The following is a 14,398-nucleotide window of genomic DNA, read 5'->3' on the forward strand; positions in this document are numbered from 1 at the left end:
AACGTCACGCTCAACATGCTCGGTCGCGCCAAGAAGGTGATGATCGACAAGGAGAACACCACGATCGTCAACGGCGCCGGCAAGAAGGCCGACATCGAGGCGCGCGTGGCCCAGATCAAGGCGCAGATCGAGGAGACCACCTCGGACTACGACCGTGAGAAGCTCCAGGAGCGTCTCGCCAAGCTCGCGGGCGGCGTCGCGGTGATCCGCGTCGGCGGCGCGACCGAGGTCGAGGTGAAGGAGCGCAAGGATCGCGTTGATGACGCGATGCACGCGACCCGCGCGGCTGTGGAAGAAGGCATCGTTCCGGGCGGCGGCGTCGCTCTGCTCCGTGCCTCCGAGCAGCTCAAGGGCCTGCGCACCAAGAACGACGACCAGAAGACCGGCGTCGAGATCGTGCGCAAGGCGCTGTCGGCTCCCGCTCGCCAGATCGCGATCAACGCCGGTGAAGACGGCTCGGTGATCGTCGGCAAGATCCTGGAGAACAAGGCCTACAATTACGGCTTCGACTCCCAGACCGGCGAATATGCCGACCTCGTCAAGAAGGGCATCATCGACCCGACCAAGGTGGTCCGTACCGCGATCCAGAACGCTGCCTCGGTGGCCGCGCTCCTGATCACCACGGAAGCCATGGTCGCCGAGCTGCCCAAGAAGGGCGGCGCCGGCCCCGCGATGCCCCCGGGCGGCGGCATGGGCGGCATGGACTTCTAAGGTCCAACCACCTTTTAAGAACTACGAAACCCCGGCAGCGATGCCGGGGTTTTTGTTTGGGACGGACGTTCTCGCGGAACGGCGGCTCGTAGCCCGGATGGAGCGAAGCGCAATCCGGGACATCTCGTGCGACGCAGGCAGCCTTCCCGGATTACGCTTGCGCTCCATCCGGGCTACGAACCTCCGTCATTCCGAGCCTCACTCCACCTTCCCCAACCGCTCCATGCGCGGCTCGCCATCTTCGTCGAGCGACCAGAAGATGCGCGTCACCTTGCCGACGAGATTGTCCATCGGCACGAAACCGAACGCCGACATCATGCGGCTGTCGGTGGAGTTGTCGCGGTTGTCGCCGAGCACGAAGAAATGGCCCGGCGGCACCGTGAAGACGTTGGTGTTGTCGAGGAAAGCGTTGTCGAGGCAGTCGTTGGTGACATAGGACGCGCCGCTCGGCAGCGTCTCGTGCCAACGCTTGACCCTGACGCCGCCATCCCCACCGCAGGCGTTGTCGGCGAGCCCGTCCTCGAGCGCGACGCGCGTTACTGGCCGGTCGTTGAGGATGAGCTGGCCCTGCCGCATCTGGATGCGGTCGCCGGGCAGCCCGACCACGCGTTTGACGTAGTCGGCCGAGGTATCCTTCGGCGTACGAAACACGACGATGTCGCCGTATTCCGGGTCGGCGGCGAAGATGCGGCCCGAGATCCAGGATGGCGCGAAGGGAAAGGAGTAGCGGCCGTAGCCATAGGCATATTTCGCGGCGAAGACGTAGTCACCGACCATCAGCGTCGGCGCCATCGAATTGGAGGGGATGCTGAACGGCTGATAGAGGACGAAGCGAAACAGGATCAGCGGGGACCACAGCACCGGGACCAGCAGGATCAGGATGACGATCACCTTCCACTCCCGCGATCGCGCCGTCGGCGGCCGGATGGTGTCCTGAAGAATCGTCATGCGCCTGCCCTGATCAAACCCATAGTCATCGCGAGATTACGCAACCTTCGCGCGCGTGCAATCCCACTTCCGTGATTTTGGTCGCACAGGCGCGACTCCGCGTTCATTGCAAGCGACGACGACGGATATGTGAAGGGCCGCCCGTGGGCGGCCCTTCGGTTTTACGCACTCTCGGGCGCCTTGAGGCGCACGAGCCGGGTCAGGAGAGCATCGAGGCCCTCGCCGTTGCCGGCGTGGAGGTCGATGCGGCCGACCTTCTCGACCAGCCGCTCCAGCGACTCCAGCTCCTTGAGCCGCAGCAGCAGGGGGTTCTCCTCCATCAGGCGGGCGGTGTTCAGAAGCGAACGCGTCGCCGCGGTCTCTTCCTGCCGGCGGATCAGGTTCGCCTTGGCGACCCGCTCCGCCTCCACCACCTTGTTCACCAGCTCCCGGATCTCGCCGGGCAGGATCACGTCCTTGACGCCGAGCTCGGTCACCTCGACACCGGACTCCGCGACGCGTGCGCGCACATAGTCGCGCAGCTCCGCATCCAGCGCCGCCTTCGCAGACAGCACCTCGTCCAGCGTCCGGCCCGCAACCGCCTCCCGGATCGCGAACTGCACCAGGCGGTACAGCCACGCATCCACGTCGGGCACGGTCGCAACCGTCCGCTCGGGCTCGACCACCTTACGGAACGCCGTCAGCGTCACCCGCAGCGCGATGCGATCCTTGGTCAGCATCTCCTGCGCGGTGATCTCGACCGCCTGGGGCCGCAGGTCGAGGCGCTTCACCTCGATCTTGCGGCCGACGGTCCAGAAGGCGTGCCGGCCGGGCACGAGCCGCTCCACGAGCCGGCCCTCGACATAGAGCAGGCCCGCCTCGTGGTTCTCGACCACCGTCTCCGACGTCACGGCCGAGCGGTTACGCTCGATCATGGCCAGATGGCGCGCGCCAACCCTAACATCGCTGGACACGTCGATGCGCTCGACATCGACGCTCGTTGCGACCTTCCAGTAGACGCGCACCTGCCAGGGCGTCATCAGATGCACGGGCCGGCCGTCGAGGCTGACGATGGCGATCTCGTCCGCCCTGGTCTCGACCGCCTCGAACAGCTCGGCGGCCAGATCAGGCCGTGCGGCCTTCAGCACCGCGTAGCGATCCGCAGAGAATTCGCTGCGGACCACATCGAGCACCTCGGCCTTGAGCTCGTGCAGGGGATCGAACAGACGGTGCCTGCCGGGCGCGAGCACGCGCACGAGCTGCCCGTTGCGCGTCAGCAACGCCCGCTCGCCATCCTTGACCGTCACGTTCAGCATCAGCAAATGCCAGCCCTTGTTCGAAGTCATGGCACGCCTCCATCGTTTTGCGTCCGGCCGGATGCCGGACAACAGGTTTCGTTTGAAGGATTTGAGGACGCGGACGACGCTTCCTGAGAGATCGACGGGCCGAGGCTTGAGCTCGCATGACGACGGGCGCACCCGCGCGATCGCGCGACGGATGTCGCGCGGCCGAGCGGAGCCACCCGGCATCAACGCAAGCGGTATCTACCCGCGGCGCAAAGCCGGTCTCACAGTGTCTAGGTTCGGACGGAAAGCCTTGCGGCAAAACGGCCGGACTGCGACTGAAGCGCGCGTCCGGTCCTCGTCAGAGGTGTCAGTTTTTCAGGCTGACCCGTAGCGCTGGAGCGGGATTCGAACCCGCGTCACGATGATTAAACGTCATCTGCTCTACCACTGAGCTATCCTTTGGTTGGTACAAGAAATCGGAATCGAACCGATGCCTCCGGATTTTACTCCGGTGCTCTCCATGAGCTACATCCTGCGTCTTCATTCGGCGGAACACGAGACCGGAGACCGGATCGCGCCAGCCGGGATCTCAGAGAGCCCGGACACATGGCCTAGCGAAGGAGCGGGCTAATAGACGAGGCACGTTCGGGTTGCAAGGGGGCAGTTCAGGATTTTTCGTCGCACCATGCGCACTGCGACGCGATGATCACAGCGCGTCGTGACGTCAGGGGCGCGCGATGTCCTGGAAACACGCCCTCACCCAGTCGATCGTCACGCGTGTCGCCGGATCGCGCTTGAGGTGGTTCTGCACCAGCAGCCAGACGTCGCGCCGCCTCGGCAGCAGCGTCGCGCGCAGGCTGCGGTCGGCGAACAGGCCTTCGCAGCTGTGTTCGGGCAACACGCCGACGGCCTGATGCGACTGGATCATGGTCCTGATGATGCGGACGTTGTCGGTGATGCAGCGAACGTTCGTCAGCCGCTTCGCGCGCAAGAACTGCTGTTCGGGAATGGTGTCGAGCTCATCGGGATAGATGCAGGCGACCGGCTCGCCGCCGGCGCGGTCGGCGGGTTCGATGAAATACAGCCTGACATCGCCGAGCTTGGAGATGGTGAAGTCGCCCTTCTCCGGCTTGCGCAGGCGAATGGCGAGGTCGGCCTGCCAGCGCGAGAATTTGACGTTGCCGCTGGACGTCAGGAATTGCAGGGTCAGGCCGGGATGATCGCGCAGGAAGCCGCTCGCATGCGGCGCCAACAACTCTTCGGCGACCGCGTTGGTCGAGGCGATGCGCAGGCGGCCGACCGGGCCGGGCTGGCTCTCCTTGATGCGATCGATCGTCGCGACATGGGCGGCCATCGCGCCGACATGCTCGAGCACCGCCTCGCAATGGCGCGTCGGACGGCGCTGGCCGTCCACGGCATCGAACAGCAGCACCCCGAGATCGCGCTGAATGCGTGCGAGCCGGCGGCCGACGGTGGTCTCGTCGATGCGCAGCCGCGCGCTGGCGCCGGCATAGGTGCCCTCGTCCCTCACCGCGGCAATGATGCGCAGATCGTCCCAGTTCATCCGGGCAAGCCTAGCAGGCGATGCCGTGCCCTGCAAATCTGCAGCCGTAAGCTGCAATAGTCCTGCACAATGGCAGGCCCATGCTGCGCTAATGTGACGCCATCCGATCTCCCCAGAAGGCCTGACCAGCATGACCGCCCCCAAGACCCTGCTCGAACTCGCCGGCGCCGATCTCAATCCGCCGAAGCTCAACGAGGCCTGCCTCGTGCTGATCGACATCCAGAACGAATATTGCGCCGGCCCGTTGGCCCTTCCCGATGCACAGCCGGCGATCGCCGCGGCGGCGCGTCTGCTGGCGCGGGCACGGGAGAGCGGCGCTGCGATCATTCATGTCGCGCACAAGGGCCGCGCCGGCGGCCTGTTCGACCGCGAGGCGGCGCGCGGCGCGATCGTCGATCGCCTGACGCCGCAAGCAGGCGAGCCCGTGGTCGAGAAAGCGCTGCCGAACTCATTCGCCGGCACCGATCTGCAAGCCCGGCTTGCCGCGACCGGACGCAAGAACATCGTGCTGGCCGGCTTCATGACCCACATGTGCATCTCCTCGACCGCCCGCGCCGCGCTCGATCTCGGCCTGCGAACGACGATCGCGGCCGATGCCTGCGCCACTCGCGACCTGCCGGACGGCCGCGGCGGCACACTGGACGCCCGGACGATTCACGAGGTCGCGCTGGCCGAGCTCTCGGACCGCTTCGCGATCATCGCGCGCAGCGATGCGCTGATTTGACGGAGCATCCGATGCTGCAACTCTATTTCTTTCCGATGGCCTGCTCGCTCTCGAGTCGCATCGCGCTGATGGAGGCCGGTATCGAGGCGCAGTATCACCTTGCCCATATCTGGACCAAGCAGGTCGTGGACGACGGCAGCGATTTCCTCGGCGTGTCGCCGAAGGGCGCGGTGCCGGTCCTGATGCTGGAGAACGGTGAACGGCTGACCGAGAGCGCGGCGGTGCTGCAATACATCGCCGACGCGAAGCCCGAGCGCGGCCTTGCGCCGCGGCCTGGCGACGTTGATCGCTATCGCCTGCAGGAATGGCTGAGCTTCATCGGCGCCGAGATCCACAAGGGGTTCCTGTTTCCGACCTTCTGGTACAAGGACGACGGCTCGCTCGCCAAGCCGCGCGCCAGAATCGCGCAGACATTGTCGGTGCCGTCGGCGCATCTGGCGGAGCGCGAATTCCTCGTCGGTGACAGCTTCACCGTCGCGGATGCCCACCTCACCTGGGCCTTGCTGCTGCTCCGTCCCGCCGGCGTCGACATCGCGCAATGGCCGCCCTTGTCAGCCTATCTCGGGCGCATGCAGGCGCGGCCGGCCGTGCGTGAAGCGATTGCGACCGAGATGGCCCTGCGCAAGGCGATGGCAGCGTGACCGGACGTCACGGTCGCGAAATCTGAGCGTTTTCCCGGCGAGGGCATTGAAGTCGGCGCGGCATGCGCTAGTCTGGAGGGATATTTTTCGATATTTTCTTGGAAGGCATTTATGCGTGCTCTTTCCAGATTGTGCTCATCTTTATTTTGCCTGGGCCTCCTCGCCGGCTGGCTGTCTCCCGATACTGCCTCGGCGGACACGCGGGTGGCACTGGTGATCGGCAACGGCGCCTATACATCGACGGCGCAGCTGCCCAACCCGTCACACGATGCCGAGGACGTCGCAGCCTCGCTCAAGCGGAGCGGCTTCGAGGTGATCCAGGGCATCGACCTGCGCCAAGCCGACATGCAGGATCTGACCATCCGCTTCGCGCGCGCCGCGAGCAGAGCTGACGTCGCCATATTCTATTACAGCGGCCATGCGATGCAGTACAACGGCGTGAACTATCTGATGCCTGTCGACGCCACGCTGACCGATGAGGCCGACCTCAAGCGTTTCGTGCGGGTCGACGACATCGTGAACGACCTGCAGCAAGCCAAGAACCTGCGCATCCTGGTGCTCGATTCCTGCCGCGACAATCCGCTGGCGGAAACTCTCAAACGCTCAGCGACGCGGGCCGCCTCGATCGGGCGCGGCCTGTCGAAGGTCGAAGCGCCGCGCGGCACGATCGTGTCGTTCTCGACGCAATCGGGCCAGACCGCGGCGGACGGCGTCGGCCGCAACAGCCCCTACACGACCGCGTTCCTCAAGCACATCGAAGAGCCGCAGGAGATCGGCGATGTGTTTCGCGACATCAGCAGCGACGTCTATGATGCCAGCGGCAAGACGCAGCTTCCGGAGCTGTCGCTGTCGATCATCGGCAAGTTCTACCTGAACGGGCCGGTCTCGGTCACGATCGCACCAGGGGCTCCGCAAGTCGCGCCGCGGGCCGACCCTTGCGCATCCGCGGAGGCGCACTGGAAGGCTGCCGACACCATCGGCACCGCCAGCGCCTTCGAGGACCATCTGACGCGATTTTCCAGTTGCAGCTTCGCCAGTCTCGCCAAGGCGCGGATCGAGGGCCTGAAGCAAAAGGTGGCGCTGGCGCCTGCGACCAACACCCGCGCCGGCGGCAGCAAGGACTTCGACGGCAGCTGGGACGTGACGCTGAACTGCCCGGCTTCCGGCAAGGCGCAGGGCTTCACCAGGCCCCTCGCCGGCACCGTGACCAACGGTGTGTTTCACGCCGAGGCCCAGAGCAAGGACGGCGTCAACCGCCTGGAGATCGACGGCCAGATCCCGGCCGACGGCAAGACGACGTTGAGCGCGCGCGGCACAACAGGGGCAAGCGCGTACACCCTCAACAACCTTGCGCCCGGCTTGCCTTACGCCTTTACGGTCGACGCGCAGTTCGATGGCACCCGCGGCAGCGGCAAGCGCAACGAGGCGCGCGCCTGCAACCTGGTTTTCGTCAAACGCTGATCGTGCAGAAAGCGTGAGACGCGCTGCGCCTCACTCCACCCGCGCCAGCACCGCGAGCTTGCGGATGCCCTTGTTGCGGTAGGCGTCGAGGAACGCGTAATAGTCCTTGAACGACACGCAGCCGTTGGAATCGCCGTTCGGTCCGAGCATGTAAGTGTGCGCGAGCAAACCGTCGCGGCCGTAGATCGCGCTCTCGCCGCCGATCGGGGTCAGGCGCAGCGCGGGCACGCCGTGGAACAGCGCCTCGCGCGGTTTCAGCGTGTAGATGTGCGGCGGCGTCACGCCGCGCATGCGGGTGCGCTGCGAGCGCGGATCGTCGAGACTGGAGCCGAGGCCGGAATGCGCCTCGAGCTTGGTGCCGTCGGGCAGATACACCGTCTTGGCAGTGATGTCGTAGACCGCGGTGTCACGCTCATAGGGCGGCGCGCCGCCGAACATCGGGTTCTGCTCCTTCGGCGCGATGGAGGCGGTCACGCTGGCATCGGCCGAGGCGTAGGCCAGCAGCCCGCCGGACGGCTCGCGCTTGCCCCAGAGTTTTTCGACCATCGACTGCCGCGGACCGGTGATCGACATCACCGCGGCCTTGGCGCGATCGGCGAACGACTTCTTCGCTTCCGGTGCCGGCACGATCTGGGCCGGATCGGCCGAGGCGAGCTGCATCTGGGCATCCGGCGCGCGCTTGGCCTTGTCCCCGGTCTTGTCAGCGGTCTTCTCAGCAATTTTGGCCGGGGCCGACGGCTTCAGTGCTTCCGCGACCTTCGCGATCACGCTCTGCTTCGGCGCGTCCTTGGCCACCGCAACCTGGGTCGCCGGCGCCGCGCTGGCCGCGTTCGATGCCACGCCTTGGGTCGCAGCGGCAGCAAAGCGCTCGTTGAACATCTCGCGGGAGATCGGGGCGGCGACCTGCAACCGGTCGGGCAGGAGCGCAAAAGCTTCCTTGATGGCGTCGCCAGCCTCGCGCAGCGCTACCTTGGGCGCACGCTTGATCACCGGCTCGTCGTAGCCAATGCCGCCGACGGTCGGATAGACGCTCGCGCCGAAGACGTTGCTGTAGATGGTCCAGCCGGCGCCCATCACGACGCAGCCGATAGCCGCGGCGCCAAGCCAATTGGTCGTGGTCATTTTCCGGGAAGACTTCCGAAGAGAATTCTTGGACTTCCGTGCCGCGTTACTATGCGCAGCGATACTCGTACTCATTCGCCTTGCGTCCAGGACGGTGTCACTCAGTCCCCCTTCAAAGTGCCGCTGGTCACGATCCGGGACCAGCATCTCGCAGAGGGTCGGAGCGTCATTAAGGCGACTTTTAGTTAAATGCGGATTAAGTTCGGGCAGATGTGCGGCGACTCGTTAAAGCTGTCTCATTCTGAGAAAAAAGCCCGCAGAACTACGGACTTAGGCGCGTCTGTTAACCATAATTCTCGGCCGGTTCGGCGCATTCAGCGGACCTCTCCGGCCGCCTCTCTAGGGCCACCCAACCAAGTCGTTTTCGTGGCTTTCGATACCCGGAAGATAGCGGGGAAACGTTGCGCGGGGCTGGTCCCACTGGCCTTCCCGCCGGCACGTGGGTGACACAATAACGGCGGGCAAAATCACGCACCTCACACAGCGAGTTCGGACCGCTCACACGGCGACCACGCCCTGACCGAAAGTTGATCGCACCGCTCTGGAAAAGGCCGAGCCAAGAAAATAGCTGGTAGAGCGGCACTTTTCAGCAGCCTCTGCGTGTGATACGGTACCGTATCAACATCGCCTTGAATTGTGCCGGGCATGCAAACGGAGGCTGGCATGAGAGGGTTCGCGCGCGCCGGGTATCTTGCTCTGGCGTCGTCGTTGTTGATGGGATGCGCAGCCGCGCAGCCTGCCAACATAGCTTGCACATCGTCGGCCTCGGCCGCGGGCACGCAGACCTGGCGCTGCGACAACGGCATCACCATCGTTGCGGAAAGTGGCGCCAGATTTGAACTAAAGGACGCCAACCGCGACGGACATATTGACTCCGTTGAGTTGAGCAGCAAAGCCCTGCTGGTCGAAGTGCCCAGGAAGCCGGGCGGCAATCCCTTCAAGGTGCTGACGCCGCAGGCGATTGCCGCGGTGCGCGGCACCAGATGGGCCGTCGATGTCGCTGAGGCCAAGACCTCCGTCTTCGTCGCCGACGGCCGTGTCGGCGTCAGCCGCAGGGCTCGTGGGCGCGGCGTCGTGCTTGGCCCCGGCCAAGGCGTCGACGTGGAAGCGACCGGACCTTTGACGGTGAAGCAGTGGGGCCAGCCGCGCATCGACGCTCTCATGGCAAGGCTTGGTCAATGAGACTTGGTCAATAAGACTTGGTCAATAGACCTCGGCCCACAGGCCCCGAAGAAAAAGAAGATTGCAGTACGACGCAATGACGAGACGCGTTCAAATCCTGGTGGCACTCGCCCTCACCGCGCTGTGGGGCGCGGGCATCTTTGCCGCGCACGCCGGCGGCCATCTGCGCTTTCTCGACCGCCTCGAAGCAACGCTGACCGATTGGCGAACCCAGGTCCGCGGGGTGCAGCGTCCGCCCGATCTCGTCACCATCGTCGCGATCGACGACACCGTGGTGAAGCGCGGCGGCAGCTATCCGCTGCCGCGCGCCGATCTCGCCCGCGTTGTCGACACCATCGTGCAGTTCAAGCCGAAGGTCGTCGCGATCGATCTCCTGCTGGTCGACCGCAGCGCTGCGATCGGCGACGCCACGCTGGCAAACACGCTCGCCACCGGGCCCATGGTGCTCGCCGCCGCTGCGATCTTCCCTTCCGCCAGCGAAAACGTGGCGCCCGGCAGCGCAGGTCCCCTCGCCGTGCTGCCGCAAGCCGAACGTTTCCTGCTGCCGCTGCCTGCGTTCGCCGACCACGCCGAGGTCGGCATCGTCAATGTCGCGACGGGCCAATCGGGCTCGCCGCTCTCGGTGCCGATGCTGTTTCGGACCCGCGACAAGGTCGAGCTGTCGTTCCCGTTGCGCGTCGCGACGCGCGCGCTCGACAAGCCGCTGACGGTCGCACCGGATCAACTCATGCTCGGCGACCGCGCCGTGCCGACCGATTCCGACTTCGCGCTGCCGATCACCTATTACGGTCCGCGCCGCACCATCCGCACCGTGAGCGCGCAGAGCATTTTCGACGGCACGCTCAATCGCGCCGCGATCGAGAACCGGATCGTCGTGATCGGCGCCTCGGTCGCCGGCGGCGGCGACTTCTACCCGACACCGTTCGATTCCCTGATGCCCGGCGTCGAGGTGGTCTCGACAGCGATTACCCATCTCGTTGCCGGCGACGGCATCGTGCGCGACCACAGGGTCCATATCGCCGACGCGCTCGCTGCGATCCTGCTGCCGATGCTGCTGGTCGGCCTGCTGGCCTGGCGGCGCAGCGCGCTCGGCATCATGGCGGCGGCCGCGGTGATGATCGCCTGGGCCGGCCTCAACACGTACGCGTTCACGCATGGCGTCTGGCTGAACGCGGCAACCACGCTCGCCGCCGCGGTGCCGCCGGTTGCGATCTTTGCCGGTGTGCAGCTGTGGGCCGGGGGCCGCCGCACGCAATATCTCGCCGCCAAGAGCAGGTCTCTCGCACAATTCCAGGCACCGGCCGTGCAGGAATGGCTGGCGCGCGATCCGAATTTCCTGTCCAAGCCGGTCCGGCAAGACGCCGCAATCGTCTTCATCGATCTCTCCGGTTTCACGTCCTTGAGCGAACGGATCGATCCGGACGCGCTTCAGGAGATCCTGCAGGCGTTTCACGCGCGGATCGACAAGGCCGCGGTCGATTGCGGCGGCATGATCACCGGCTTTCTCGGCGACGGCGCCATGATCCTGTTCGGTCTGCCGGCCGCGATGCCCGATGACGCCGCGCGCGCGCTCAAATGCGCGATCGACCTGCATCGCGGTGTCGAACACTGGATCGCCTCGCTGCCGTCAGCGATCGGCGGTCAGCTCGGCTTCAAGATCGGCGCGCATTTCGGCGAGATCGTCGCCTCCCGCCTCGGCGAAACCCACCAGCACATCACGGCGACAGGCGACACAGTCAACGTCGCGAGCCGGCTGATGGAAGTCGCCGTCCGGAACGATGCACGACTCGCCCTCAGCAATACGCTGCTGGATACGGCCGACTTCCAAGGCGCTCCCGACGGCGTCCTGTCGGGCCCCCTGCTCGCCCAGGTCCGTGGCCGCTCCGGGGTCGTGACCGTGTGGTTCTGGCGCGACCGGGACGGGCCCAAGCAGGCCGCGGCCAAGGCCGAGGCGATCGACTGAGGCGTCGGCCCCGCCGAACACTCTGCTGTCGTCCCGGCGAACGCCGGGACACATAACCCCAGGGAGAAGTTTGGCGAAGACTAGTAGTGAGCAGGCCTTCGCGCGGTACAAGCACCTGCGCTCATCGATAGATCACGCGGTATGGATCCCCGCGTTCGCGGGGATGACAGACAGCTACCTTGCTTCCGGCGGCGGCGAGCGGTCCAGCACGTCGCCCTTGGCGCCCTCCAGCAGATCGAGGCTGTAGGTCTCGACCACGAGCGGGCCGCGCTTGCGCTGCAATTGAGCAACCTGCGTCACCTTCGCAAAGAGGTCGTTGAGGACGGGATGACCGTCCGGGCGCAGCTCGTCGACATAGAGCAGCTTGCCCGCCAGCAACTTCGGATCTGGCTCGCCCATGTTGACCCAGCGGATGCGCTGGTTCTGCTGCACCACGCAGGTGCCGCGGGGCAAGTAAAAGGCCAGCCAGCCCGTGGTGCCGTAGTCCTGCGCGAGCACGCAGGTCGCGCCATGGCGCGCGCGCACGGCTTCGATTTCGGCAGCGAGCTCGCGCCAGCCGACGCCGACGCTGCGCACGGTGGCATCGCGGCGATAACCCGAGAGCCAGCCGGTGTTGGCTTGCACGATGAGCGCTGCAAACATCACGATGCCGACAGGCGCGGCCCAGCGCAGGCAAAAATCCACCAGGCGGCGCTGTCGCGGCTTCCATTGCACGAGGTTGGCGGCAGCGGCCGCGGCGACGACGAAGGGCGGATAGACCGGCGCGAACCAGTTGGCCTCGACGCGGGCGTGCAGCGAATGCCAGACGAAATAGGCGACGATGGTCCAGAACATCGCCTCGATCAGCACGCGCGAGGCCAGCGCACCGGCCCGGCGCCAGGTCAGCGCATGCAGACCCATCGCGCCGAGGATGAAGACCAGCGGGGTTGCGAACGCGATCTGGGTCGGGATCAGCTCGGCGATGAAGACGGGTCGGAAGTCCTCGATCTTCGCGCGCCCGAGCTGCTTTGCGAACGAGACCCATTGATGGTCCGCATTCCAGAGGATCACCGGCGAGAACAGCGCCAGCGCGACGAGACCGCCGAGATAGGGCCAGGGCGAGAGAAACCAGCGCCTGAGCTTCGGCACGCAAGCGAGCCAGATCAGGATCCCGGCGCCAAAGAACATCGCCGTGTATTTCGACAGCAGCGCCGCACCGACAGCGGCGCCGACCGCGAGCCACCAGACGCCACGGCCGGTCTCCAGCACTTTTGCGAGGAAGAACAGCACGAAGCTGGATGCGACCAGAAGCGGCGCATCCGGCGTCACGATCAGCGTGCCGACGGAGGCCATCATGGTTACGTTGAGCAGGACCGCGCTGGTCGCCGCCACGCGCGCGCCGCCGAACAGGATCGCAGCGGAGCGGTAGACCGCATAGCTCATCGGCAGTGCGAGCAGGATCGAGACGAGGCGGACGCCGAGCTCGGTATCGCCGGCGATCATGGTGCCGGCGCGGATGACATAGGCGACCATCGGCGGATGGTCGTAATAGCCCCCGGCGAGGTTGATCGACCACATCCAGTAGTAGGCTTCGTCGAAGGTGATCGGCGTGAATGCTGCCGCGACGAGCCGCAGGGCCACCAGCGCGAGAATCAGCAGCACGGTATTGCGGACGATCCGCGCGTCAGCCCCGTCCATCGTGGGTTATTTCTTGCGCCAGACGAACAGGCCTGACATCGCGTAGTTCCACACCACGCCCATCAGCGCGCCGGCCATGCCGGCCAGCCACCAGATCGGCTCCTGGTCGTAGACCGAGAAGGCGACGCCGACATTGGCGAGCAGGCCGACGCTGCACACGATGTAGAAGGCGATCAGACCGCGCAGCAGCGCAAAGCCCCTCAGCCGCTGGTCGCGATAAGTGAGGAAGTTGTTGAGGATGAAATTGCTGGTCATGGCGACGATGGCGCCGGCGGCCTGCGCCTCCGCGAACGGCGCCTTGAACAGCTGAAGCCCGATGAACAGTGTGGTGAGATGCACCACGAGGCCGATGCCGCCGACCATCGCGAACAGGATGAAGCGCAGCGAGACGATGTCGTTGCTCAGCTTGGCCAGCACGAGGCCGAGGAAATCGAGCGCGACCATGGAATCGAGCTTGCTCTCGCCGTGCTGACGGGCGCCGAAAGTGTAGGGAATCTCGACCGCCCGCAAGCCGCCATGCGCGGTCGCGACGACGTCGAGCAGGATCTTGAAGCCGTGCACGGAGAGCTTCGGCGCGAGCTGCTCGAAACGATCGCGGCGGATCATGAAGAAGCCGCTCATGGGATCGGCAATCTCGACCCGCAGCATCTTCCTGGCGAACTCGGTCGCCAGCGCGCTGGCGCCGGCGCGCTGCTTGTTGAAGCCCTCGCTCTTGTAGCCCTCGATGTAGCGGCTGCCGACCACGAGGTCGGCCTCGTCGCTTGCGAGCAGCAAAAGCATCTTCGGCAGTTGCGTCTCGTCGTGCTGGAGATCGGCGTCGATCACGGCCACATAGGGGGCGCTGGACGCCAGGATGCCCTCGATGCAGGCGCCCGAAAGGCCGCGGCGGCCGATGCGGCGGATACAGCGCACGCGGCTGTCCTGCTGCGCCAGCGCGCGCACGACGTCCCAGGTGCCATCAGGCGAATTGTCGTCGACGAACACGACTTCCCAGGCGACGTTGGCGAGCACCGCCTCCAGCCGCCGGTACAACACCGTGACATTGTCGCGCTCGTTGAAGGTCGGGACGATGACCGACAGTTCCGGCCCTTCTAGGGCCTGCAGCGGATTGTCGGAGCCCGGTCTGATCGCTTCATTCAT

The 14,398-nt window shown here is 65.7% G+C and carries 12 protein-coding genes and 2 tRNA genes; 6 read left to right on the forward strand and 8 right to left on the reverse strand.

The window, feature by feature from the left end; all coding sequences use genetic code 11:
- A partial coding sequence (locus A3AS_RS0104990; protein WP_018316496.1) for a TCP-1/cpn60 chaperonin family protein occupies positions 1–711 on the forward strand: 711 nt, incomplete at its 5' end.
- Between the two features lie 198 nt (positions 712–909).
- On the opposite strand, the gene lepB is transcribed toward A3AS_RS0104990, so the two are convergent.
- From lepB to A3AS_RS0105015, 5 genes are all read right to left on the reverse strand, one after another.
- Complete coding sequence (lepB, locus tag A3AS_RS0104995; RefSeq protein ID WP_026201682.1) at positions 910–1,659, reverse strand: signal peptidase I; 750 nt, start codon at positions 1,657–1,659, stop codon at positions 910–912.
- A 161-nt stretch (positions 1,660–1,820) separates the two neighbouring features.
- Complete coding sequence (locus tag A3AS_RS0105000; protein WP_049814795.1) at positions 1,821–2,984, reverse strand: slipin family protein; 1,164 nt, start codon at positions 2,982–2,984, stop codon at positions 1,821–1,823.
- A gap of 331 nt (positions 2,985–3,315) precedes the next feature.
- A tRNA-Lys gene (locus A3AS_RS0105005) sits at positions 3,316–3,381 on the reverse strand.
- Between the two features lie 7 nt (positions 3,382–3,388).
- Positions 3,389–3,460, reverse strand: a tRNA-Leu gene (locus tag A3AS_RS0105010).
- Positions 3,461–3,648: 188 nt separating this feature from the next.
- Positions 3,649–4,488, reverse strand: a complete 840-nt coding sequence (locus A3AS_RS0105015) for a LysR family transcriptional regulator (protein ID WP_018316498.1) — start codon at positions 4,486–4,488, stop codon at positions 3,649–3,651.
- A gap of 130 nt (positions 4,489–4,618) precedes the next feature.
- Between A3AS_RS0105015 and A3AS_RS0105020 the strand changes: the two genes are divergently transcribed.
- The 3 genes from A3AS_RS0105020 to A3AS_RS0105030 all read left to right on the forward strand — a co-directional run bounded on the left by A3AS_RS0105020 (position 4,619) and on the right by A3AS_RS0105030 (position 7,314).
- On the forward strand, positions 4,619–5,212 hold the full coding sequence (locus A3AS_RS0105020; RefSeq protein WP_018316499.1) for a cysteine hydrolase family protein: 594 nt from the start codon (positions 4,619–4,621) through the stop codon (positions 5,210–5,212).
- Positions 5,213–5,223: 11 nt separating this feature from the next.
- Positions 5,224–5,853, forward strand: a complete 630-nt coding sequence (locus tag A3AS_RS0105025; RefSeq protein WP_018316500.1) for a glutathione S-transferase N-terminal domain-containing protein — start codon at positions 5,224–5,226, stop codon at positions 5,851–5,853.
- Positions 5,854–5,964: 111 nt separating this feature from the next.
- Complete coding sequence (locus tag A3AS_RS0105030) at positions 5,965–7,314, forward strand: caspase family protein (protein ID WP_026201684.1); 1,350 nt, start codon at positions 5,965–5,967, stop codon at positions 7,312–7,314.
- 30 nt (positions 7,315–7,344) lie between these two features.
- On the opposite strand, the gene A3AS_RS0105035 is transcribed toward A3AS_RS0105030, so the two are convergent.
- On the reverse strand, positions 7,345–8,436 hold the full coding sequence (locus tag A3AS_RS0105035; RefSeq protein ID WP_018316502.1) for a DUF2778 domain-containing protein: 1,092 nt from the start codon (positions 8,434–8,436) through the stop codon (positions 7,345–7,347).
- Positions 8,437–9,099: 663 nt separating this feature from the next.
- Between A3AS_RS0105035 and A3AS_RS0105040 the strand changes: the two genes are divergently transcribed.
- Positions 9,100–9,618 carry a FecR domain-containing protein gene (locus A3AS_RS0105040; RefSeq protein ID WP_018316503.1) on the forward strand — a complete coding sequence of 173 codons (519 nt, stop codon included), beginning with the start codon at positions 9,100–9,102 and terminating at the stop codon, positions 9,616–9,618.
- A 76-nt stretch (positions 9,619–9,694) separates the two neighbouring features.
- Entirely contained in the window at positions 9,695–11,581 is a 1,887-nt protein-coding gene (locus A3AS_RS0105045) for a CHASE2 domain-containing protein (RefSeq protein ID WP_018316504.1), read from the forward strand.
- Between the two features lie 174 nt (positions 11,582–11,755).
- On the opposite strand, the gene A3AS_RS0105050 is transcribed toward A3AS_RS0105045, so the two are convergent.
- Positions 11,756–13,258 (reverse strand): glycosyltransferase family 39 protein, encoded by a 1,503-nt coding sequence (locus A3AS_RS0105050; RefSeq protein ID WP_018316505.1) that lies wholly within the window; start codon positions 13,256–13,258, stop codon positions 11,756–11,758.
- A 6-nt stretch (positions 13,259–13,264) separates the two neighbouring features.
- Positions 13,265–14,398, reverse strand: coding sequence for a glycosyltransferase family 2 protein (locus tag A3AS_RS0105055; protein ID WP_018316506.1), 1,134 nt, complete (start codon positions 14,396–14,398; stop codon positions 13,265–13,267).

Source organism: Bradyrhizobium sp. WSM2793 (assembly GCF_000379585.1).
In the GTDB taxonomy this organism is placed as follows: domain Bacteria; phylum Pseudomonadota; class Alphaproteobacteria; order Rhizobiales; family Xanthobacteraceae; genus Bradyrhizobium.

Excerpts from the sequence above, each read along its gene's own strand:
- A3AS_RS0105050 (WP_018316505.1), bottom strand. The coding sequence starts at position 13,258 with ATGGACGGGGCTGACGCGCGGATCGTCCGCAATACCGTGCTGCTGATT.
- A3AS_RS0105030 (WP_026201684.1), top strand. The coding sequence starts at position 5,965 with ATGCGTGCTCTTTCCAGATTGTGCTCATCTTTATTTTGCCTGGGCCTC.
- A3AS_RS0105020 (WP_018316499.1), top strand. The coding sequence starts at position 4,619 with ATGACCGCCCCCAAGACCCTGCTCGAACTCGCCGGCGCCGATCTCAAT.
- A3AS_RS0105040 (WP_018316503.1), top strand. The coding sequence starts at position 9,100 with ATGAGAGGGTTCGCGCGCGCCGGGTATCTTGCTCTGGCGTCGTCGTTG.
- A3AS_RS0105055 (WP_018316506.1), bottom strand. The coding sequence starts at position 14,398 with ATGAATGAAGCGATCAGACCGGGCTCCGACAATCCGCTGCAGGCCCTA.
- A3AS_RS0105045 (WP_018316504.1), top strand. The coding sequence starts at position 9,695 with ATGACGAGACGCGTTCAAATCCTGGTGGCACTCGCCCTCACCGCGCTG.
- A3AS_RS0105025 (WP_018316500.1), top strand. The coding sequence starts at position 5,224 with ATGCTGCAACTCTATTTCTTTCCGATGGCCTGCTCGCTCTCGAGTCGC.
- A3AS_RS0105015 (WP_018316498.1), bottom strand. The coding sequence starts at position 4,488 with ATGAACTGGGACGATCTGCGCATCATTGCCGCGGTGAGGGACGAGGGC.
- lepB (WP_026201682.1), bottom strand. The coding sequence starts at position 1,659 with ATGACGATTCTTCAGGACACCATCCGGCCGCCGACGGCGCGATCGCGG.
- A3AS_RS0105000 (WP_049814795.1), bottom strand. The coding sequence starts at position 2,984 with ATGACTTCGAACAAGGGCTGGCATTTGCTGATGCTGAACGTGACGGTC.
- A3AS_RS0105035 (WP_018316502.1), bottom strand. The coding sequence starts at position 8,436 with ATGACCACGACCAATTGGCTTGGCGCCGCGGCTATCGGCTGCGTCGTG.